Source organism: Thermomonas brevis (assembly GCF_014395425.1).
Classification (GTDB): Bacteria; Pseudomonadota; Gammaproteobacteria; order Xanthomonadales; family Xanthomonadaceae; genus Thermomonas; species Thermomonas brevis.
The window spans coordinates 2,777,899-2,797,641 of record NZ_CP060711.1; the positions used below are offsets into that span (position 1 = coordinate 2,777,899).

The 19,743-nt window shown below is 71.1% G+C and carries 18 protein-coding genes; 10 read left to right on the plus strand and 8 right to left on the minus strand.

Going from position 1 to position 19,743, the window contains the following annotated elements; translation table 11 throughout:
* Window positions 1-2: 2 nt before the first annotated feature.
* The 3 genes from H9L17_RS12925 to H9L17_RS12935 all read left to right on the plus strand — a co-directional run bounded on the left by H9L17_RS12925 (window position 3) and on the right by H9L17_RS12935 (window position 2,458).
* On the plus strand, window positions 3-1,040 hold the full coding sequence (locus H9L17_RS12925; RefSeq protein WP_187569839.1) for a sulfate/molybdate ABC transporter ATP-binding protein: 1,038 nt from the start codon (window positions 3-5) through the stop codon (window positions 1,038-1,040).
* A 122-nt stretch (window positions 1,041-1,162) separates the two neighbouring features.
* Window positions 1,163-1,846 carry a hypothetical protein gene (locus H9L17_RS12930; RefSeq protein WP_187569840.1) on the plus strand — a complete coding sequence of 228 codons (684 nt, stop codon included), beginning with the start codon at window positions 1,163-1,165 and terminating at the stop codon, window positions 1,844-1,846.
* Between the two features lie 24 nt (window positions 1,847-1,870).
* Complete coding sequence (locus tag H9L17_RS12935) at window positions 1,871-2,458, plus strand: C39 family peptidase (RefSeq protein WP_187569841.1); 588 nt, start codon at window positions 1,871-1,873, stop codon at window positions 2,456-2,458.
* Between the two features lie 37 nt (window positions 2,459-2,495).
* On the opposite strand, the gene H9L17_RS12940 is transcribed toward H9L17_RS12935, so the two are convergent.
* The 5 genes from H9L17_RS12940 to H9L17_RS12960 all read right to left on the minus strand — a co-directional run bounded on the left by H9L17_RS12940 (window position 2,496) and on the right by H9L17_RS12960 (window position 7,501).
* Window positions 2,496-4,817: a serine/threonine-protein kinase gene (locus tag H9L17_RS12940; protein ID WP_187569842.1), complete on the minus strand. Its 2,322-nt coding sequence runs from the start codon at window positions 4,815-4,817 to the stop codon at window positions 2,496-2,498.
* 2 nt (window positions 4,818-4,819) lie between these two features.
* Window positions 4,820-5,368 (minus strand): ECF-type sigma factor, encoded by a 549-nt coding sequence (locus H9L17_RS12945; RefSeq protein ID WP_187569843.1) that lies wholly within the window; start codon window positions 5,366-5,368, stop codon window positions 4,820-4,822.
* Between the two features lie 120 nt (window positions 5,369-5,488).
* A complete protein-coding gene (locus H9L17_RS12950) occupies window positions 5,489-5,740 on the minus strand; it encodes a GlsB/YeaQ/YmgE family stress response membrane protein (protein ID WP_187569844.1) in 252 nt (83 codons plus the stop codon).
* Window positions 5,741-5,823: 83 nt separating this feature from the next.
* Window positions 5,824-6,522, minus strand: a complete 699-nt coding sequence (locus tag H9L17_RS12955) for an energy transducer TonB (protein ID WP_187569845.1) — start codon at window positions 6,520-6,522, stop codon at window positions 5,824-5,826.
* Window positions 6,523-6,760: 238 nt separating this feature from the next.
* Window positions 6,761-7,501 (minus strand): SIMPL domain-containing protein, encoded by a 741-nt coding sequence (locus H9L17_RS12960; RefSeq protein WP_425507346.1) that lies wholly within the window; start codon window positions 7,499-7,501, stop codon window positions 6,761-6,763.
* A 125-nt stretch (window positions 7,502-7,626) separates the two neighbouring features.
* Here H9L17_RS12960 and H9L17_RS12965 point away from each other — a divergent pair, with 125 nt between their 5' ends.
* The 4 genes from H9L17_RS12965 (at window position 7,627) to tldD (ending at window position 15,230) form a co-directional block, all read left to right on the plus strand.
* Window positions 7,627-8,196 carry a Maf family protein gene (locus H9L17_RS12965; protein WP_187569846.1) on the plus strand — a complete coding sequence of 190 codons (570 nt, stop codon included), beginning with the start codon at window positions 7,627-7,629 and terminating at the stop codon, window positions 8,194-8,196.
* Entirely contained in the window at window positions 8,193-9,689 is a 1,497-nt protein-coding gene (gene rng / locus H9L17_RS12970) for a ribonuclease G (protein ID WP_187569847.1), read from the plus strand. The genes H9L17_RS12965 and rng overlap by 4 nt, the downstream gene beginning before the upstream one ends.
* A 126-nt stretch (window positions 9,690-9,815) precedes the next feature.
* Window positions 9,816-13,652, plus strand: coding sequence for a YhdP family protein (locus tag H9L17_RS12975; RefSeq protein ID WP_187569848.1), 3,837 nt, complete (start codon window positions 9,816-9,818; stop codon window positions 13,650-13,652).
* A 138-nt stretch (window positions 13,653-13,790) separates the two neighbouring features.
* A complete protein-coding gene (gene tldD, locus H9L17_RS12980) occupies window positions 13,791-15,230 on the plus strand; it encodes a metalloprotease TldD (protein ID WP_187569849.1) in 1,440 nt (479 codons plus the stop codon).
* A 209-nt stretch (window positions 15,231-15,439) separates the two neighbouring features.
* Here the strand turns inward: tldD and yjgA are convergent, their stop codons facing one another.
* Window positions 15,440-16,006, minus strand: a complete 567-nt coding sequence (yjgA, locus tag H9L17_RS12985) for a ribosome biogenesis factor YjgA (protein ID WP_187569850.1) — start codon at window positions 16,004-16,006, stop codon at window positions 15,440-15,442.
* A 17-nt stretch (window positions 16,007-16,023) separates the two neighbouring features.
* Between yjgA and pmbA the strand changes: the two genes are divergently transcribed.
* From pmbA to H9L17_RS13000, 3 genes are all read left to right on the plus strand, one after another.
* The gene (gene pmbA / locus H9L17_RS12990; protein ID WP_187569851.1) at window positions 16,024-17,394 is read left to right on the plus strand and encodes a metalloprotease PmbA; all 1,371 of its coding nucleotides are present in this window, start codon (window positions 16,024-16,026) and stop codon (window positions 17,392-17,394) included.
* A gap of 93 nt (window positions 17,395-17,487) precedes the next feature.
* Window positions 17,488-17,919: a DUF4870 domain-containing protein gene (locus tag H9L17_RS12995; protein WP_187569852.1), complete on the plus strand. Its 432-nt coding sequence runs from the start codon at window positions 17,488-17,490 to the stop codon at window positions 17,917-17,919.
* Between the two features lie 192 nt (window positions 17,920-18,111).
* Complete coding sequence (locus H9L17_RS13000) at window positions 18,112-18,555, plus strand: DUF4870 domain-containing protein (protein ID WP_187569853.1); 444 nt, start codon at window positions 18,112-18,114, stop codon at window positions 18,553-18,555.
* Between the two features lie 56 nt (window positions 18,556-18,611).
* Here H9L17_RS13000 and ispA read toward each other — a convergent pair whose 3' ends face one another.
* On the minus strand, window positions 18,612-19,487 hold the full coding sequence (ispA, locus tag H9L17_RS13005) for a (2E,6E)-farnesyl diphosphate synthase (protein ID WP_187569854.1): 876 nt from the start codon (window positions 19,485-19,487) through the stop codon (window positions 18,612-18,614).
* On the minus strand, window positions 19,474-19,740 hold the full coding sequence (locus tag H9L17_RS13010) for an exodeoxyribonuclease VII small subunit (protein WP_187569855.1): 267 nt from the start codon (window positions 19,738-19,740) through the stop codon (window positions 19,474-19,476). The genes ispA and H9L17_RS13010 overlap by 14 nt, the downstream gene beginning before the upstream one ends.
* Window positions 19,741-19,743 lie beyond the last annotated feature (3 nt).

The window sequence follows — 19,743 nt, forward strand, 5'->3', positions numbered from 1 at the left end:
CGATGCAACTGACGATTTCCTCCCTGCGCAAGCAGTATCCGGGCGTGGCCGCGCTGGACGGCGTGGACCTCGACATCCGCTCCGGCGAGCTGGTGGCGCTGCTGGGACCGTCGGGCTCCGGCAAGACCACGCTGCTGCGGGTGATCGCCGGATTGCTGCATGCCGATGCCGGGCGGGTGCTGTTCGGCGATGTCGACGCGACCCGGCTTAGCCTGCGCGAGCGCAACGTCGGCTTCGTGTTCCAGCATTACGCGCTGTTCCGGCACATGACGGTGGCGGAGAACATCGCCTTCGGTCTGCGCAGTCGGCCGAGAAAACGGCGGCCCGACAAGGCGACGATCGCGCGGCGCGTGCAGGAGCTGCTGCAACTGGTGCAATTGCCGGAGCACGGCGGGCGCTATCCCGATCAGTTATCCGGCGGGCAGAAGCAGCGCATCGCGCTGGCGCGCGCGCTCGCTATCGACCCGGCGGTGCTGCTGCTGGACGAGCCGTTCGGCGCGCTGGACGCCAAGGTGCGTGTGGAGCTGCGCCGCTGGCTGCGCAAGCTGCACGAGCAGACCGGACAGACCACGCTGTTCGTCACCCACGATCAGGAGGAAGCGCTGGAACTGGCCGACCGGGTGGTGGTGATGCGTGCGGGCAGGGTGGAGCAGGTGGGCACGCCGGACGAGATCTACCGTGAGCCGGCCTCGCCCTACGTGTTCGAGTTCATCGGCCGCGCCAACGTGCTGCACGGGCAGGTGACGGGCGGGCGCTTCCGCATGGACGGGCTGGAGCTGGATGCCGCCGGCGTGGCCGACGGACCCGCGCGGCTGTACCTGCGCCCGCACGATCTTGCCGTCGCCGAACCCGGCGCGGGCGCGCTGCCGGCGACCGTGCGCGGCGTGCAGCGGCTGGGCGGACGCATCACCGCCGAACTCGATGCCGGCGGGCAGGCGCTGGAGCTGGAGGCGTTCGATTCCGATGCGCTGCCGCTGGCGGCGGGCGAGACGGTGCATCTGCGTCCGGCGCGTTATCGGGTGTTCGCCGCGGGCACCTGAATCTGCCCGGCCCTGGCGGGAAGCCGGTCGTTTCCGTGTTTTGAATGGATGGGGAAACCCACAGGGCCGGCCGCGGTGGCCGGACACCATTCATCACATGGGGATTGGCACGCATGAAGCACTTGCGATACATCCTGCTGGCGACGGTATTGGCCAGTGGTTCGGTTTACGCGCAGTCGAGCATGGTGGGCGCCGGGCCGGGGTTCGTCATGCCCGGACAGGCCGCCGCCGCGCCGGCACAGGCCGCTGCCGCACAGGCGCTGCGTAACTTCATTGCCACCGTCGACGTCGGGCAGGCATTGCCGCCCGGGTTTCCGCTGGACGTGGCGGCTCCGGCCGCGCTCAAGCAGGCCCGGATCGGCTGGGGTTTCGCGGTGCACGATGTGCAGCCGGACAGTCTGCGTGCGGGCACGCCGCTGGCGCGTGCGGCGCAGGAAACCGGGCAGTGGCGATATGCGGTGATGGTGCTGGGCAAGCCGGTGGGGCTGCTGACCATGGAGTACGCCGGCAAGGAGTGGCGGCTGGTGTCGATCGGCGGCGCCGGAATAAGCCGCGACGTGCAGGCACTGGTCGCACGCTATGGCAACCAGCGGAACGTGCGCCTGCGCTATCTGCGCGTGCCGCAGGCCACCGCCGATTTCATCGAGGTCAGCCAAGGCGCCGCGCCGGCCCGCTATGCGCCGTTGAGCGCGGCCCGCGAAAGCCTGGGGCTGCGCATGCGTCCGGATGCAGGGTTGCTGGATGCGGCCGAGCTGATGCCGGGCCTGCGCCAGGCCGCCACGCGCAACCTCAATGTCATGTACTGATCCGGACGCCAGGGAGATCCCACGATGAACATGATCCATCGCCTTGCCGCCGCATCGCTGCTGGCGGGCCTGTCCTTCGCCGCCATTGCCGGCAGTGGCTACAAATATCTCGATATCGAGCAGGTGACGCAGGAACACAGCCAGTGGTGCTGGGCGGCGTCGTCGGTCGACGTGCTGCGCTGGTACGGCAAGAAGCCCACCCAGTGCGGCATCGTCAACTGGGCGTTCGGCCGCAACGATGCCTGCGCCAGTGCGTCGTTCAACTGGAACTCGTACGCCAACCAACCGAACAGCCTGTACGGCACTTATGGCAGCGTGCAGGACATCCTGGCGTCCAACGGCGTGCGCAACCAGGCGTATGCCTCCGCATCGTCATGGAGCGCGGTCGTTTCCGATGTCAACGCCAACCGTCCGTTCGTGATCCGCTTCGGCTGGTACGGCGGCGGCGGCCACATCATGGTCGGCTACGGCTACCACGACCTCAATGGCACGCAGATGATCGGCTACATGAACCCGTGGCCAGGCGAGGGCTACACCTGGTCGAGCTACAGCTGGACGGTGTACTCAGCCTACGACCACAGCTGGACGCATACGCTGCGGATGCAGCAGTAGATGGTGGAACGGGGCCGGGATGCCCGGCCCCGCGCGTTCATGGCGTGCTCGCGAGCAGGCGGCGCGCCTGCGCGATCTGGGGGCCGCGGCAATCCGGCCGCGTGCCGATGCGTTCCAGCGCGTCGCGCAGCAACGGCTGCCCGGCGTCGGCATCGCCCGCACCGAGCAGCGCCAGCCCGCGACCCAGCCGCAACACCGTCAGCCGCTGGTGGCCGGCGGGGTACAGGTGCGCGCCGACCGCCAGCGCCTCGTCGTAGCGCGCCAGCGCCGCCCGCGCGCGGCCTTGCGCCAGCGCCAGGTCGGCTTCGTTTTCCAGCAGGGCCGCCTGCACGTACGGCGTCTCCTCCGCGCGATCTCCCAGCGCCGCACGGGCACGCGCCAGCGCGGCGCCGGCCTGCGGATACTGGCGCAGGCGGATGTGCGCCATGCCGAGCACGCTCTCGCTCATCGCATACCAGGGATGCTTCGTCCCCAGGATGCGCGCGCGTCCTTCCGCGGCGTGCTGCATCCAGGCGACGCCCTGGTCGGCCTTGCCGGCGCAGGTGAGCGCCAGGCCGAGGTCGTGCATCGCCAGCAGCGTCATCTGGTGCGCGGGGCCGTAGCGCTGCTCGAAGGCGGTGGTCAGCTGCTGCAGTACGTCGGCGGCTTCGTCGTAACGTCCCATGCCGACCAGCGCGGTTTCCTGCGCCAGTTTGCTTTCCAGCGCGTAGGGATGCTGCGCGCCCAACGCCTGCGAAGCCAGCGCCACCGAACGGTCGGCGTGGGCAAGCGCTTCTTCCGGATGGCCCAGGCGGGCCTCGCACATGCTCAATCCCATGTAGGTATCGGCGCGCAGCACGGCGTCGGCATTGGCGGTATGCGGCAGCAGCGCGCGGTAGCGTGCGGCACAGGCGGCGAAGTCGTCGCGCACCAGCGCCGCGTGCGCGAGCTGGTTGTCGACTTCCGGCAGCAGCGGAGACGCCGGCCCCAAGTGATCCAGCACGTCCGCGCGCAGCTTGTTCAATCGCGGTTCGGCGGTGGTCAGGCGCGCGCGATCCAGCATCTGCCGCTCGCGCTGCAGGCGCGCGTCCAGCGTGCGCCTGTCGCCCGGCCCGTACAGCTTGGCGAGATGGCCGATGGCGAGGGCGAAAGCGCGTTCGGCGCTCTTGAAGTCGCCCAGGTTCGCCAGCGTGCGGCCCAGGCTCAGCTCCACCTGCGCGGCCACGTGCGGCGCGGCGCCCAGGCGCGCTTCCGCCCGCGCCAGCGCGCGTTCGGCCAACTCGGCCATGCTGGTGTCGCGCGAGCCGGCCTGCAGCGGATCGGCGCCGGGCAGCAGGTCTTCCTCGATGAAGGCGTTGATCGCCTCGGCGGTGGCGCGCGCGTGCTCGGCCACGTCGCGCTGGTGGGCGAGGCGCAGCATGAAGCCGGTGATGGTGGCGGCGAACAGCGCCAGCGCCAGCACGCTGCTGACCAGACCCAGCGGATGCGCGCGCGCCAGCAGGCGCAGCCGGCCCCAGGCGCCGGGGCGGCGCACGCTCACCGGGCGATGCGCCAGCAGGCGCTGCAGGTCGGATTGCAGCGCGGCGGCGGTGGGATAGCGACCGGCCGGTTCGGCGGTGGTGGCGCAGGCGATGATCGCCTTCAGATCGGCGGGAATGTCCGGGGCCGGCTGCGCGGGCGTGCCGGCCGCCAGCGTCGCCTGCAGCAGCCGTCCGAGCTGCCACACGTCGGCGCTGATGTCGGGTGGCGCGCCCAGCCGCTGCTCGGGGCTGACGAAACCTTCGGTATAGGCGGCGCGTGCGTCCACTTCGCCCAGCAGCGCAGCGACGCCGAAGTCCACCAGCATGGCGCGACCGTCGGCGTCCACCAGCACGTTGTCGGGCTTGATGTCGCGGTGCACCAGCAGCCGCGCATGGGCGAACTGCACGGCATCGATCACCGGCAGCAGCAGGCGCACGCGTTCGCGCCAACCCAGCCCGGCGTCGGCGGCGTAGCGGTCGACGGGCGCGCCGTCCACGTGCTCCATCGCGAACCACAGGTGGCCATCGCTGCTGCCGCCATCGAGCAGGCGGGCGATGTGGGAGTGGCGCAGCCCGGCCAGGATCTGCCGTTCCCGCTTGAACTGCCCGGCGGCGTTGGCGGCGGATTCCCCGACCGGCAGCCACTTGATCGCCACCTGCTGATCGAACGCGCCGTCGGAGCGCGTTGCGAGATAGACGATGCCCATGCCGCCGCGGCCGAGCTCGCGAACGATGCGGAATGCGCCCAGCCGGCCACCCGGCGAGAGTTCGTCCAGCGCCAGGCGTTCGCGCAGCAGCGCGCCGACCAGTGCGCCGCCAAGCACGGCTCCCGGCTCCAGCAGGCGGTCGGCCCGGCGCATGTTCAGTCCGGCAACAGCACGCGCAGGCGCTCGCGCGCGTCGCGCCAGAGCCGCTGCACGCTGCGCAGCGGCAGTTCCAGCGCCGCTGCGGTTTCCTGCTCGGTCAGTCCGCCGAACACCCGGCAGTCCACGACGCGCGCCATTCGCGCATCTTCGGAAGCAAGCCGCACCAATGCGGCATCCAGCGCCAGCAGGTCGTCCGCTTCGCGCTCCGTGCCGAGGCGCTCCTCGTCCAGCGTCACCCGCCGCGCATCGCCACCGCGCTTGGCCGCGACCTGGTCGCGCGCGTAGTTGACCAGGATCTGCCGCATCGCGCGTCCGGCCACCGCCAGGAAGTGTTCGCGGTTGTGGATGCCGTCGGCCTGCCGCCGCGCCACCCGCAGGTAGCATTCGTTGACCAGCGCGGTGGGATTGAGCGTCATCGCCCCGCCATGGGCGCGTGCCCGCCGCGCCATCCGCAGAAGTTCTTCGTAAAGGGAGGCGATGGCCTGTTCCCAGGCATCGCGTTCGCCACCGCGCGCGCGCTCCAGCAACTGCGTGATGTCGCCCATGCTTCGGCCTCGAGGCTTGTCCCGAGCGAGGTTAGCGCATGCCGCACGGCCATGGGGGAGCGCCCAAGATGGGAACGCCCCGCATGGGCGGGGCGTTCCGGAGCGCGAATGGAGGGCGAATCAGACCTTCTTCTTGCGCGCCGCCTCGTAGATGAAAAGCAGCACGATGGCCGCGCCGATGGCGACCGCCCACATCAGCAGCGTGCTGGTGATGCCGAGCAGGCCGGAGAGGTAGCCGCCCACCACCGCGCCGACGATGCCGAGCACGATGGTCATGATCCAGCCCATCGGGTCCGCGCCGGGCTTGATGATCCGGGCCAGCACGCCGATGACCAGGCCGCCGATGATGTAGCCGAAGATTCCGTTGAACATGCTGCCTCCACAAGTTGACGGGATGACGCAGCGCCATCCTAGTGCGTCCGGATGGCGGTTGCGACATGGCCCGCGGGCGATGCTCAGCGGCGCAGGTTGAACTCCACCGGCACCAGCCCGATGGCCTGCACCGGCGCGCCGTCGCGGGTCGCCGGCTGGAAGCTCCAACGCTTGAGCACCTGCTGGCGCGCGGCCTCGTCCAGCTCGCGATGGCCGCTGCTGCGCGCGATGGTCACGTCCAGTGGGTGGCCGTCGACGTCGACCAGCACTTGCAGCAGCACGGTGCCGCTCCACTGCCGCTGCAGCGCGACGCGCGGATACGCGGGCGCAGGCGCGGCGCGATAAGCCAACTGCATTGGTGCCGGTCCGCTGCCGGGGCCGATGTCCGGGCCGGGCGGGAGCGTGTCGTCGGCGACGCTGCCGGTGTCCGCGACGGGCTGGTTGCCGGTGTCGCTGACGATGGTGGATGCGGCGGTGTCGTGGGTCGGCGGCGCGACGCTGCGACGTTCGTGGGTTGCCGCCGGCGTGGCCGGGCGCGGATGCGGGATCGGCGCGATGTCGACGATCACCGGCTCCGGCCGCTTGACGATGTCGCGGATCGTCATGTTCGGCTTCTGCGGCGTGAGCACGGCCGGCGGCGGGATCGCGATCGGCACCATCAGCAGGCCGAACACCAGCAGGTTGAGGGCGAAGGTGCCGCTCAGGGTGAAGATGCGCGCCGGGTCCGGGCGGAGCCGGGAGACCTGTGGATGGGCCGGGGCGGGAACGGATGCGTGAATCATGGCGAATCTCCTTTCCGGTGAGGAAGCGGGAACCACGAGTCATGCAACGGGCGGGCGAAGGAAGTGGGGTTGAACGACACGGGGTTGCGGCCCGACCGACGCACGCCCCTACGCTGCGCCCGCCGTCGCGGCATCGGCAACAGGGGCGATGCACGCGCGTTGGCCTGCGTTCAGACGGCCGGAAACGACGACGCCCGCGCAAGGCGGGCGTCGTGTGGGCGATGCGGGGGATCGTTCGTCAGCGCCCCAACTCGAACACCATCTCCACGCTCACCGACACCGAACTTTCGCCCGGCGCCACCGAGGTTTCCTTGGCGTAGCCGGCATCCGCCGCCATCATCCGCATTACCGGCATCGGCGGACGCGGCAGGCTGGCGCCGCCTTCGCTGATGCTGACGATGCGCCTGACCTGCAGGCCCAGTGCGTTCGCGTAGGTCTGCGCCTGCGCCTGCGCCTTCTTCACCGCGGCCAGGCGCGCTTCCTCGAAGGCGGCCTCCGGTTTGTCCAGGCCGAAGCTGGGGCCGTTGATCTGGTTGGCGCCCTGCGCGACCAGCGTGTCCAGCACCTTGCCCAGCTTGGACAGGTCGCGGACCTTCACGTTGACCGTGTTGCTGGCCTGGTAGCCGACGATGACCGGCGGCACGTTGTCCGCGTACTTGTACTGCGGGTTGAGGTTGATCCCGCTGGTCTGGACGTCGCGCTCGGCGATGCCGGCCGCGCGCAGCGCCGCCATCACCTTGTCCATCTGGTTGGCGTTGTCGCGCATGGCCGCGTTGGCGTCGGCGGCCTGGGTGACCACGCCGGTGGAGATCGTGGCGATGTCCGGGGTGCGGCTGGCCTCGCCGGTGGCGGACACGGACAGAAGCGTGCCCTGGGGCGGGGCGACCATCGGGGCGGGAGGGGGCGTCTGGGCGTTGGCGGTCATGGGCAGGGCGGCGGCAAGGGCGAGGGCGAGGATCAGCGGGCGCAGCATCGTCATGATGGACTCCTGTGGAGGACGGCGGGAAGAATGTGCATGCGGGGAGTGAACGCCCGGTGAGCCGCAACGGGGTTGCGCGCCTGCGCCGGTGCGGCGCGCAGTCAGCCACGGGTTAGACTGCCCGGATGCTGCATCTTGCCTCGCGTTCGCCCCGCCGCGCCGAACTGCTGGCCCGCCTCGGGCTGGAGTTCGGCCTCCTCGATCTCGACGTTCCCGAACAGCAGGGGGCCACCGAAGCCGCTTCCGACTACGTACGCCGGGTGGCGCGCGAGAAGGCTGGCGCGGGCCTGCTGGAGGTGGTCGCCGTCCCCGGCGCCGTGGTGCTGGGTTCGGATACGGAAGTGATCCTCGACGGCCGCGTGTTCGGCAAGCCGGCCGACGCGATCGACGCGGCGGCGATGCTGCGCGCGCTGTCCGGACGCACCCACGAGGTGCTGACCGCCGTGTCGCTGGTCTCGGCCGGGCGCGAGGCGCAGGCGGCGTCGCTGACCAACGTGACGGTGGAGCCGCTGTCCGATGCCGACATCCAGCGCTACCTGGACAGCGGCGACTGGCAGGGCAAGGCCGGCGCCTACGCCATCCAGGGCCGCTTCGAGGCGCACGTCGAGCGGCTGGACGGCAGCTACTCCGGCGTGATGGGCCTGCCGCTGCGCGAGACCGCCGGCCTGCTGCGCGCATTCGGACTGCTGCCATGAGCGAGGAGCTTCTGGTCAACGTGACCCCGCGCGAAACCCGCGTCGCGGTGGTCGAGAACGGCATGCTGCAGGAGCTGCACATCGAGCGCGGCAGCCAGCGCGGCGTGGTCGGCAACATCTACAAGGGCAAGGTGCAGCGGGTGATGCCGGGCATGCAGGCCGCGTTCGTCGACATCGGCCTGGAGCGCGCCGCCTTCCTGCACGCCAACGACATCTTCCGCGCCGCGCCGGTGGACGCGGTGGAGGGCGAGGACGCCGCGGCGTCGGTCGCCTCGCCGCAGATGCAGGTGCCGATCGGCGAGCTGCTGCGCGACGGCGCCGAGGTCGTGGTGCAGGTGGTGAAGGACCCGATCGGCAGCAAGGGCGCGCGGCTGACCACCCAGATCAGCATTCCCTCGCGCTACCTGGTGCTGCTGCCGCGCTCGAAGGTGGTCGGCATTTCCGCGCGCATCGAGGACGAGGCCGAGCGCGCGCGCCTGAAGGCGCTGATGGCCGAGCTGACCGCCAGCGGCGGCGAACACGGCTACATCGTGCGCACCAATGCCGAGGGCCAGCCGGCCGAGGCGCTGGCCGAGGACATCGCCTACCTGCGCCGGGTCTGGGAGCTGATCGAACGCAACGCCGCCGGCGCCAAGGTGGGCAGCCGCGTCTACGAGGACCTGAGCCTGCCGCTGCGCGCGGTGCGCGACCTGATCCGCCGCGACGTGGAGAAGGTGAAGGTGGATTCGCGCGAGACCTGCGAGCGCCTGCGCGAGTTCGCCGCCCGCTACATGCCGGCGCTGGCCGACAAGGTGGAGCACTACACCGGCGCGCGCCCGGTGTTCGACATGTACGGCGTGGAGGACGAGATCCAGCGCGCGCTCGACAAGGAAGTGCCGCTGAAGTCCGGCGGCTACCTGGTGATCGACCAGACCGAAGCGATGACCACGGTCGACGTGAACACCGGCAGCTTCCTCGGTCAACGCAACCTCGAGGAAACCGTTTACCGGACGAATCTGGAAGCGGCGCAGGCGGTGGCGCGCCAGCTGCGGCTGCGCAACCTCGGGGGGATCATCATCATCGACTTCATCGACATGCACGACGCCGAACACCGGCGGCAGGTGCTGCGCACGCTGGAGAAGTCGCTGGCGAAGGACCACGCCAAGACCACGGTGTACGACTTCTCGCCGCTGGGGCTGGTGGAGATGACCCGCAAGCGCACGGTGGAGTCGCTGGAGCGCCAGCTGTGCGAGCCCTGCCACGAGTGCGGCGGGCGCGGCATGCTGAAGACGCCGGAGACCGTGACCTACGAGATCTTCCGCGAGATCGTGCGCGCGGTGCGCCAGTTCGACGCGGCGCGGCTGCTGGTGATCGCTTCGCCGAAAGTGGTGGCGCGGATCACCGACGAGGAATCGAACGCGGTGGCCGAGCTGGAGGAGTTCATCGGCAAGAGCATCCGCTTCCAGGCGGACGCGCAGTATTTGCAGGAGCAGTTCGATGTGGTGCTGCTCTGAGTTTTTCATCCCCTCCCTTGCGCGCGTAGCGCGTATGGGAGGGCGAGGGTGGGGTGCTCTTCCTCGTCGAGAGCGACCCCTCCCCAACCCTCCCCTGCGCTACGCGCAAGGGAGGGAGGAAACCGCATGACCATGCCCTGGCGCCACCGCCTGCGCCTGCTGCGCCGCGGGGCGTGGTACGCGTTGGCGGCGTTGCTGGTGGTGCTGGCGCTGGGCAACGGCATCGGCAGCCAGCTGCTGCCGCTGGCCGAGCGCCACCCCGACCGCATCGCCGCGTGGCTGGGCGAGCGCGCCGGCCGGCCAGTCGCGTTCGACCACGTCACCACCGAATGGACGCGGCGCGGCCCGCTGCTGCGGCTGGACAACCTGCGCATCGGCGATCCCGCCAACCCGCTGCGGATCGGCGACGCCGAAGTGCTGGTGGCGCAGTACGCCGGCCTGCTGCCGGGCCGTTCGTTCACCGAGCTGCGCCTGCGCGGGCTGGACCTGACCCTGCAGCGCGGCGCCAACGGCCAATGGCAGGTGCGCGGCCTGCCCGGCCAGCAGCAGGGCGGCGGCGATCCGCTGGATGCGCTGTCGCACCTGGGCGAACTGCAGCTGACCCAGGCGCGGCTGCACGTGCTCTCGCCGGAGCTGGGCATCGACCTGCACTTGCCGCGCATCGACCTGCGCCTGCGCGTGGACGGCGCGCGCATGCGCGCCGGCGCGCGCGCCTGGCTGCGGGCCACGGGGCTGCCGTTCGACGTGGCCGGCGAACTCGACCGTGCCAGCGGCGACGGCCGCGTCTACGCCGGCAGCCGCCGCGCCGACCTGGGCGAACTGGCCGGCGCGTTCGATGTCACCGGCGTGTCGCTGCTGTCCGGGCAGGGGCAACTGCGGACGTGGATGCAGCTGCGCGGACACCGCATCGTCGGGATCCGCGCCGATGCCGACCTGCGCGACGTGCGCCTGCGCGGCGCGGCGCAGGCCGGCGAGCCCGCGCCCGTTCGCGAGCTGGGCGAACTGGCGCTGGACGCCAGCTGGGCGGGCAGCGTGCAGGACTGGCAGCTGCGCGTGCCGCGCCTGCGCATCGGCAGCGCCGCGCAGCTGCAGACGCTGGACGGACTGGCGCTGGCCGGTGGCGAGCGCCGCTACGGCCTGCGCGCGCATCGGCTGGAGGCCGCGCCGCTGCTGCAACTGGTGGCGCTGAGCGACGCGCTCTCGCCCGGCTTGCGGCACTGGCTGCAGACCACCGCGCCGGGCGCGCTGCTGGAGGACGTGGACGTGGCCGGCGTGCCCGGCGGCCGGCTGCGCGCCAGCGCGCGGATCAGCGGCTTCCGCTTCGATCCGGTGGGCCATGCGCCGGGCCTGCGCGGCGTCGGCGGCTGGCTGCTGGCCGACCGCGACGGCCTGCGCCTGCGCTTCGACCGCGATGCGCAGGTGGCGTTCGACTGGCCCGCCGGCTTCGGCGTGGTCCACGACTTCAAGCTCGACGGCGAAGCCGTGCTCTGGCGCGACGGCGACGGCTGGACGGTGCGCACGCCGGGGCTGGACATCGACGGCGGCCAATTGCAGATGCAGGCGCGCGGCGGCATCGGCTTCCAGCACGACGGCAGCCGCCCGCACCTGGACATCGCCGCCGACATCGGCGACGTGCCGATCTCGATGGCGCACGGGTTCTGGATCCACCACCTGATGTCGAAGGCGACCGTCGACTGGCTGGACGCGGCGCTGCAGGGCGGCACGCTGCGCAACGTGCACGCGGTGGTCGCCGGCGATCTCGACGACTGGCCGTTCCGCAACGAGCCGGGCATGGCCGGCGCCGGCCTGTTCCGCGCCGACGCGCACATCGCCGACGGCACGGTGAAGTTCCAGCCGGACTGGCCGGCGGCGCAGCGCATGAACGCCGATGTCAGCTTCGTGGCCGACGGCTTCACCGTCAGCGGCGGCGCCAACCTCGGCGGCGTGCAGGTGACCGCGCTGAAGGCCGGCATCGCGCGCTTCGGCCAGGCCGAGCTGCTGGTGGACGCCGCGGCCGGCGGCGACGCGAAGGACTTCCTGTCGATGCTGCGGGCCAGCCCGCTGCACAAGGAGTACGGCGAGACGATGGACAACCTGCGCGCGGCCGGGCCGGCGCAGGCGACGTTCCGCATGAAGCTGCCGCTGCACCACGACCATCCGGTGCCGCCGACCATCGACGGCAGCGTCACCCTGGCCGGCGTGCGCCTGGCCGAGCAGCGCTGGAAGCTGGCGTTCGAGCAGGTGCGCGGGCAGGCGCGCTTCGACCGCGGCGGCTTCGACGCCAGCGAGCTGCAGGTACGCCACGAGGGCGCGCCCGGCCTGCTGTCGCTGCGGGCCGGGCCGCACGTGCGCGATCCGGCGCAGGCGTTCGAGGCGCAGCTGCAGACCCAGGCCGACATCGACGGCCTGCTCGACAAGGCCGGCAACCTCGGCTGGCTGAAACCCTACCTGCGCGGCAGCTCCAGCTGGACGACCGAGCTGGCGGTGCCGCGCGGCGTGGCGCAAAACGCGCCGCCCAGCCGATTGCGGCTGCGCTCGAACCTGGTGGGCACCGCCATCGAACTGCCGGCGCCGCTGCGCAAGCCGGCCGCGCAGGCGCTGGCGGCGGACATCGGCATCCGCCTGCCGCTGGAAAGCGGCGAGGTGGAGGTGGCGCTGGGCGATCTGCTGTCGCTGCGCAGCCGCAGCGCCAACGGCAAGACCGGCCTGCGCGTGCAGCTGGGCGGCGGCCCGGCCGGTGCGCCGCCGGCCTCAGGCTTGGCCGTGGGCGGACGCGTGGAACGGCTGGACGCGCTGGACTGGATCGGTCTGGGGACTGGCGGGCACGGCGACGCCGACATGCCGCTGCGGCGGATCGAGATCGACGCCGGGCAGCTGCATCTGCTCGGCTCCGATGTCGGCCCGGCGCGGCTGGTGGTGGCGCCCGCGCCGCGCGGCACCGCGGTGCAGGTGCAGGGCGAAGGCATCGCCGGCGCGCTGCTGGTGCCGGAGCAGGACGGCGCGACCGTGGCCGGCCGCTTCGAACGCCTGCACTGGGCGCTGCCGCCGCGGACGGCGGCGCAGGTTGCCGGGCCCGCAACGGCGCCGACGCCTACCGCGCCCGGCTTCGACCCTGCCGCGATCCCGCCGTTGCTGTTCGACGTGGACGACCTGCGCATCGGCGCGACGGCGATGGGCCGCGCGCGCTTCCGCAGCACGCCGGTGGCCGGCGGCATGCGCATGGACGAGTTCACCACCGCCGGCGGCAAGCAGCGCCTCGCCGCCAGCGGCAGCTGGCTGGGTCGCGGCGCGAACGCGCGCAGCCAGCTGAAGCTGGACGCGAACAGCGACGATATCGGCGCGCTGCTGGACGGTTTCGGCTTCGGCGGCCAGGTGGGTGGCGGCAAGGGCAAGTTCGGCGTCGAAGCGAACTGGCGCGGCGGCCCCGGCGATTTCGATACGGCGACGGTGGACGCGCGCCTGCTGGTGGACGCGCACGACGGCCATCTGCTGGAGATCGAGCCGGGCGCGGGCCGCGTGCTGGGCCTGCTCGGCGTGGCCCAGCTGCGCCGGCGGCTGACGCTGGATTTCAGCGACATCTTCAGCAAGGGCTTCGCCTTCGACCGCATCCAGGGCAACGCGCACCTGGCGCAGGGCCAGCTGCGCACCGACAACCTGAGCGTGCGCGGCCCCGCCGCCGAAATCCACGTGCGCGGCAGCACCGACCTGCGCAACCAGCGTTTCGACCAGACCGTGGACGTGCTGCCGAAATCCGGCGGCATCCTGACCGCGGTGGGCGCGCTGGCCGGCGGGCCGGTGGGCGCGGCGGTGGGCGCGGTGGCGAACGCGGTGCTGGACAAGCCGATGCGCGGCATCGGCGCCAAGTCCTACCGCGTCACCGGGCCGTGGGCCTCGCCCAAGGTCGAGGCCATTACCCGCAGCACGTCGGCGCAGCTCGGCGCGGACCGCGGGCAGGGCGATTGATTTCGCGCGGATCGCCACGACATTCTTCAATCCAAATACCGTTGTTCCGGGCGCAGCGACGAACCTGCTTCATTTGCTTCGACGGCAGGTTCGCCGCTGCGCCCGGGACGACAAGACATGCAATCCCAGGACAACCCCATGCCCCATCTCGCCATCGCCGAATCCCGCCTGCTGCTGCCCACCGGGCTCGACGCCTCCGCGCTGGAGCGCGCGTTCGGCGCGCTGCTGGGGCCTGGCATCGACTTCGGCGACCTGTACTTCCAGCACGCCCGCCGCGAGGGCTGGAGCATGGAGGACGGCATCGTCAAGGACGGCTCGCACAGCATCGAGCAGGGCGTGGGCGTGCGCGCGATCTCCGGCGAGAAGACCGGCTTCGCCTATTCCGACGAACTGGACGCGCCGGCGCTGCTCGCCGCCGCACAGTCGGCGCGCGCGATCGCCCGCGACGGCCGCGCGCACGGCGCGCACGCGTTGCAGCGCAGCGGCGGACGCGCGCTGTATCCCGCGCTCGATCCCATCGACGCGCTCGACAACGCCGCCAAAGTGGACGCGCTGCGCCGCGTGGACGGACTGGTGCGCGCGCTCGATCCGCGCGTGCAGCAGGTGATGGTGAGCCTCTCCGGCGGCGTGGACACCGTGCTGGTGGCGCGCAGCGACGGCGTGCTGGCCGGCGACGTGCGCCCGCTGGTGCGGATGAACGTGCAGGTGATCGTGGAGCAGAACGGCCGGCGCGAATCGGGCTTCGCCGGCTTCGGCGGGCGCTATTCCTACGAGGAACTGCTGGCCGACGGCAAGCCGGAGAAGTTCGCCCGCGAGGCGCTGCGGCAGGCGCTGGTGAACCTGGAAGCGGTCGACGCACCGGCCGGCGCGATGCCGGTGGTGCTCGGCCACGGCTGGCCGGGCGTGCTGCTGCACGAAGCGGTGGGCCACGGGCTGGAAGGCGACTTCAACCGCAAGGGCACCTCGACCTACGCCGGCCGCATCGGCCAGCGCGTGGCCGCGCCCGGCGTCACCATCGTCGACGACGGCACGCTGGACGGCCGCCGCGGTTCGCTCAACATCGACGACGAGGGTACGCAGACGGCGTGCACCACGCTGATCGAGGACGGCATCCTGGTCGGCTACATGCAGGACACGCTCAACGCGCGGCTGATGGGCATGGCCCCGACCGGCAACGGTCGCCGCGAATCGTTCGCGCATCTCGTCATGCCGCGCATGACCAACACCTACATGCGCGCAGGCACGCACGACCCGGAGGAGATGATCCGTTCGGTCAAGCGCGGCCTGTACGCGGTCAACTTCGGCGGCGGGCAGGTGGACATCACCAGCGGCAAGTACGTGTTCTCGGCGACCGAGGCGTATTTGATCGAGGACGGCAAAATCACCGCGCCGGTGAAGGGCGCGACCCTGATCGGCAACGGTCCGGAGACCATGCAGAAGGTGGCGATGATCGGCCACGACCTGGCGCTGGACGACGGCGTCGGCATCTGCGGCAAGGACGGGCAGAGCGTGCCGGTGGGCGTGGGTCAGCCCAGCCTGCTGATTTCGGAAATCACCGTGGGCGGGACGAAGGCGTGAGCGCACCGGCTCGTCATTCCCGCGAAAGCGAGCCTCTGTCGACGGACGCATGCTCATTTGCTCGTCATTCCCGCGAAAGCGGGAATCCAAGGACATTGCTCTTGCTTCCGTGTTGCCATGGAAAACAAAGTCCCTGGATTCCCGCTTTCGCGGGAATGACGAGCAAGAACACGCGTCACAAGAGAAATGATTTCGCGGGAAGGACGGCTTCAGGCTTCGTCGTCGCCTTCAAGCGTCTCGTCGCCGGCTTCACTGCCACCCACCAGCAACTCCCGCAGCTCCCGGAACAACTCCCGGAACGCCCGCGGCGGCTTGTTCTTCGCCCGCTCCTCGCGCGCATTGCGCACCAGCTGGCGCAGCTTCTGCCGGTCGGCCTGCGGATGCGTGGCCAGCAATTCGGTCAGCGCGGCGTCGCCGTCGTCGCCCAGCAGCGCGTCGCGCAGGGCTTCGGCGCGGTGCAGCGCGGCGGTTTCGCGGCGCGCGGCCTCGCCGTCCTTGCTCATGGCGTCGCGGATCGCGTCCAGCGCGTCGTCGTCCAGCTTGCGCATCTGCTTGGCCAGGAACGCCAGCTGCCGCTTGTGGGCGATGTGCGAGGTGATGCGCTGGGTCTCGCGGATGTGCGGCAGCAGGTCCTCGGGCACCGGCAGCTTCGCCAGCTGCGCGGCGCTCAGCGCCACCAGTTGCTGTCCCAGTTCCAGTACGTCCAGCGCCGCGCGGCGCTGCTCGCTGCGGCTGGGGCTGAAAAACTCGCCGGTTTCTTCGTCACGTCCTCGCATTGCCACAGGATAAGCCATTGAACGTCCCCGCCACCCATTCCGACCTTCCCGCCGACGACAGCCTGCCGCGGCTGGAGCGCCTGTCCGCCGTCGCCGAGCGGCTGCTCGACCGCGCCCGCGCGGCCGGCGCCGATCAGTGCGAGGTGACCTGCAACGAGGACGCGGGCCTGTCGGTCAACGTGCGCATGGGCGAGGTGGAGACGGTGGAGGCCACCCGCGACCGCGGCGTCGCCATCACCGTCTACTTCGGCAAGCGCAAGGGCAGCGCCAGCACCGCCGACCTGCGCGACGAGAGCCTGGCCGCCACCATCGAGCAGGCCTGCGCGATCGCCCGCCATACCGAGGAGGATCCGGCCTCCGGGCTGGCCGACGCCGACCTGATGGCGAGCGCGCTGCGCGAGTTCGACAGCTGGCATCCGGCGCCGTTCGACGCCGATCGCGCCGTCGACATCGCTCTGGCCTGCGAGGCCGCCGGGCGCGGCGTGGACGCGCGCATCGGCAATTCCGACGGCGCGTCGATGAACGCCAACGCCTCGCTCAGCGTGTACGCCAATTCGCACGGCTTCCTTGGCGCGGAACGGGCCACGTCCTACAGCACCGGCTGCGCGCTGATCGCTGGCGAGGGCGATGCGATGCAGCGCGACGGCTGGTTCAGCGTGGCGCTGGCGCAGTCCGACCTGGAAGCGCCGGACGCCATCGGCCGCAAGGCCGCGCGGCGCACGCTGGACCGGCTCGATCCGCGCCAGCTGCCGACCGGCGAGGTGCCGGTACTGTTCTGCGCGGAAATGGCGCGTTCGCTGATCGGCAGCTTCATCGGCGCGGTGTCCGGCGGCGCGCTGTACCGGCGCGCCAGCTTCCTGCTGGACAGCCAGGGTACGCGGGTGTTCCCGGAGTGGTTCGCCATCGAGGAAAACCCGTTCCTGCCGCGCGGGTTCCGTTCGGCGGCGTTCGACGCCGAGGGCGTGGCGACCCGCAGGTCGATGCTGGTCGACGGCGGCATCGTCCAGCGCTACGTGCTCGGCAGCTATTCGGCGCGCAAGCTGGGCCTCGCCACCACCGCGAACGCCGGCGGCGTGCACAACCTGCAGGTGAAGGCGAACGCCGGCGATCTGGCGGCGATGCTGCGCGGCATGGGCCGCGGCCTGCTAGTGACGGAGCTGATGGGGCAGGGCGTGAACGCGATCACCGGCGACTACTCGCGCGGCGCGGCCGGCTTCTGGGTGGAGAACGGCGAACTGGCCTACCCGGTCGACGGCATCACCATCGCCGGCAACCTGAAGACGATGTTCGCCGGCATCGAGGCGGTGGGCGACGATGTCGATCCGCGCTCGCACGTGCGCACCGGCTCGATCCTGGTCGGGCGGATGACGGTGGCCGGCGGCGGCTGAGCCGATCGCCGGACGGCCGTTTCCGCCATCGGTTCGCGTTATCCTCGGCGACGCGGCAATCGATGCCGTCTTTGCCAATCGGGGATGAACGAAATGGACCAATTCGAAACGGACGCCGCGACACCGCCACCGCCGCCTCCGCCGGCCGGGACGCCGTCGAAGGACGAGCGGCAGTGGGCGATGTTCGCCCACCTGTCGGCGCTGCTCGGCGGCCTGCTGACCTCGGCGTTCGGCGGCTGGGGCTTCTTCCTCGGCCCGCTGGTGATCTGGCTGATGAAGAAGGACGAGATGCCGTTCGTGGCCGACCAGGCCAAGGAAGCGCTGAACTTCAACATCACCGTGTCGGCGATCTTCCTGCTGCTGGTGATCTTCACCGTGCTCACCATCGGGATCGGTGCGCTGCTGACGGTGCCGGTGGCGCTGGTCGTCGGCATCACCGCGCTGGTGCTGGTGATCATGGCGGCGATCAAGGCCAACGAGGGCGTGGCTTACCGCTATCCGCTGACGATCCGCCTGGTCAAGTAAGCCGCCATCGCAGCATGCTTCACCGCGAGCCCGGGCCTGTCCCGGGCTCGCTCGTTTCGGCGGCCGTCCGATTCGCGCGCGTCGCGACGGCATTCATCGCGTGAGGCTGGTTTCCGTCGCAAACCGGATTGCGTCGCCCGGTGGCGTCCCCATCATCGAACCATGCCGGATCGGTTCCGGTGGGAGACGACGATGGACACCGTGCAGATGCAGACCCTGACCTCGAGCCAGAACGACCGCCTGTGGGCGGCCAGCGCCCATGGCGGAGCCCTGCTGCTGGCGTTCCTGACCAGTTGGAGCGCGGGCATCGCCGGCATGCTGGCGGCCGGGGCGATCTACCTGGCGAAGAAGGACGATTCCGGTTTCGTAGCCGAACACGCGCGCGAAGCGTTCAACTTCAACCTGTCCATGTTCCTGATGGCCTGTGCGCTGGCGATCGTTGGCGCGGTGCTGGTGGGCGCGACGATCCTGACGCTCGGCATCGGCGCCATCGTCACCCTGCCCGCCGGGCTGGTGCTGGCGGTGATGGCGGCGGTCGTGGCGGTGAGCTGGCTGGTGTGCAGCATCGTCGCGACGTTCAAGGCGTGGAACGGCGAGTCCTACCGCTATCCGTTCACGCTCCGCCTGTTGAAGTAAGCGCGGCGAAAGAGTTGGAAAAGGCCGGGGATTCCCGGCCTTTTTCTGCCTGCGGTTCAGTGCGTGCGCTCGACCACCTGTCGCGCCAGCGCGGCCAGCGCGCCGGTGTCGGCGTCCAGCGCGTCCAGCGCCTGCCGCATCGTCGCCGCCAGCGTCTCCAGCCGCGCGCGGCTGGCGTCGATGCCGATCAGCGCGGGGAACGTCGCCTTGTCCTGCGCCGCGTCCTTGCCGGCGGTCTTGCCGAGGGTGGCGGCGTCGCCCTCGATGTCGAGCAGGTCGTCGCGGATCTGGAAGGCGAGGCCGAGTGCGTCCGCATAGCGATCCAACTGCGTCGATTGCTCGGGCGTGGCGTTGCCGGCCAACGCGCCCAGCCGCACCGCGCAGCGCAGCAGCGCGCCGGTCTTGAGCGCGTGCAGGCGTTCGAGCTGCTCCGGGGCGATGACGCGGCCGGTGGCGTCGATGTCCAGCGCCTGTCCGCCGCACATGCCCGCCACGCCCGAGGCGCGCGCCAGTTCGGCGAGCATGGCGACGCGCCGTTCCGGCGGCTGCGGCGCGGCGGCCAGCGTTTCGAAGGCCAGCGTCTGCAAGGCGTCGCCGGCGAGGATGGCGGTGGCTTCGTCGAAGGCGACGTGCACGGTGGGCTGGCCGCGGCGCAGGTCGTCGTCGTCCATCGCCGGCAGGTCGTCGTGCACCAGCGAGTAACAGTGAACCAATTCGACCGCGGCAGCGGCGGCGTCCAGTTCCGCGTCCGGCGCGCCGAGCGCGGCGCCGGTGGCGTAGACCAGCAGCGGGCGCATGCGCTTGCCGCCGTTCAGTACACCGTGGCGCATCGCCGCGTGCAGACGCTGCGGCGAAGTGGCGGGATCGGGCAGGGCGCGTTCCAGCGCGGCGTCGGCGCGCGCGCGCCAGGACGAAAAATCAGGCGCAGCCATCGTCGCCGCTGTCGAAATCGCGGGCGTCCTCGGGCCGGGCCGGATCGCTGAGCAGGCGTACGCGCAGCTCGGCCTGCTCCAGCGCGCCCTGGCAGCGGCGGTACAGGCCGACGCCGCGCTCGTAGGCGGCCAGCGATTCCTCCAGCGTCATCTCGCCGGTTTCCATCCTGCCGACCAGATCCTCCAGCGCCTGCATCGACTGCTCGAAGTCGGCGACGGGCGAGGCGTCGGGTGTTTGCGGTTTGCGTGCCATGCC

Coding starts and splice junctions, on each gene's coding strand:
- H9L17_RS12925 (WP_187569839.1), top strand. CDS start 3: ATGCAACTGACGATTTCCTCCCTGCGCAAGCAGTATCCGGGCGTGGCC.
- H9L17_RS13010 (WP_187569855.1), bottom strand. CDS start 19,740: ATGGCACGCAAACCGCAAACACCCGACGCCTCGCCCGTCGCCGACTTC.
- H9L17_RS12965 (WP_187569846.1), top strand. CDS start 7,627: ATGCTGCATCTTGCCTCGCGTTCGCCCCGCCGCGCCGAACTGCTGGCC.
- H9L17_RS12960 (WP_425507346.1), bottom strand. CDS start 7,501: ATGACGATGCTGCGCCCGCTGATCCTCGCCCTCGCCCTTGCCGCCGCC.
- H9L17_RS13000 (WP_187569853.1), top strand. CDS start 18,112: ATGGACACCGTGCAGATGCAGACCCTGACCTCGAGCCAGAACGACCGC.
- tldD (WP_187569849.1), top strand. CDS start 13,791: ATGCCCCATCTCGCCATCGCCGAATCCCGCCTGCTGCTGCCCACCGGG.
- yjgA (WP_187569850.1), bottom strand. CDS start 16,006: ATGCGAGGACGTGACGAAGAAACCGGCGAGTTTTTCAGCCCCAGCCGC.
- H9L17_RS12975 (WP_187569848.1), top strand. CDS start 9,816: ATGACCATGCCCTGGCGCCACCGCCTGCGCCTGCTGCGCCGCGGGGCG.
- H9L17_RS12940 (WP_187569842.1), bottom strand. CDS start 4,817: ATGCGCCGGGCCGACCGCCTGCTGGAGCCGGGAGCCGTGCTTGGCGGC.
- ispA (WP_187569854.1), bottom strand. CDS start 19,487: ATGGCTGCGCCTGATTTTTCGTCCTGGCGCGCGCGCGCCGACGCCGCG.
- H9L17_RS12995 (WP_187569852.1), top strand. CDS start 17,488: ATGGACCAATTCGAAACGGACGCCGCGACACCGCCACCGCCGCCTCCG.
- H9L17_RS12950 (WP_187569844.1), bottom strand. CDS start 5,740: ATGTTCAACGGAATCTTCGGCTACATCATCGGCGGCCTGGTCATCGGC.
- H9L17_RS12935 (WP_187569841.1), top strand. CDS start 1,871: ATGAACATGATCCATCGCCTTGCCGCCGCATCGCTGCTGGCGGGCCTG.
- rng (WP_187569847.1), top strand. CDS start 8,193: ATGAGCGAGGAGCTTCTGGTCAACGTGACCCCGCGCGAAACCCGCGTC.
- H9L17_RS12945 (WP_187569843.1), bottom strand. CDS start 5,368: ATGGGCGACATCACGCAGTTGCTGGAGCGCGCGCGCGGTGGCGAACGC.
- H9L17_RS12955 (WP_187569845.1), bottom strand. CDS start 6,522: ATGATTCACGCATCCGTTCCCGCCCCGGCCCATCCACAGGTCTCCCGG.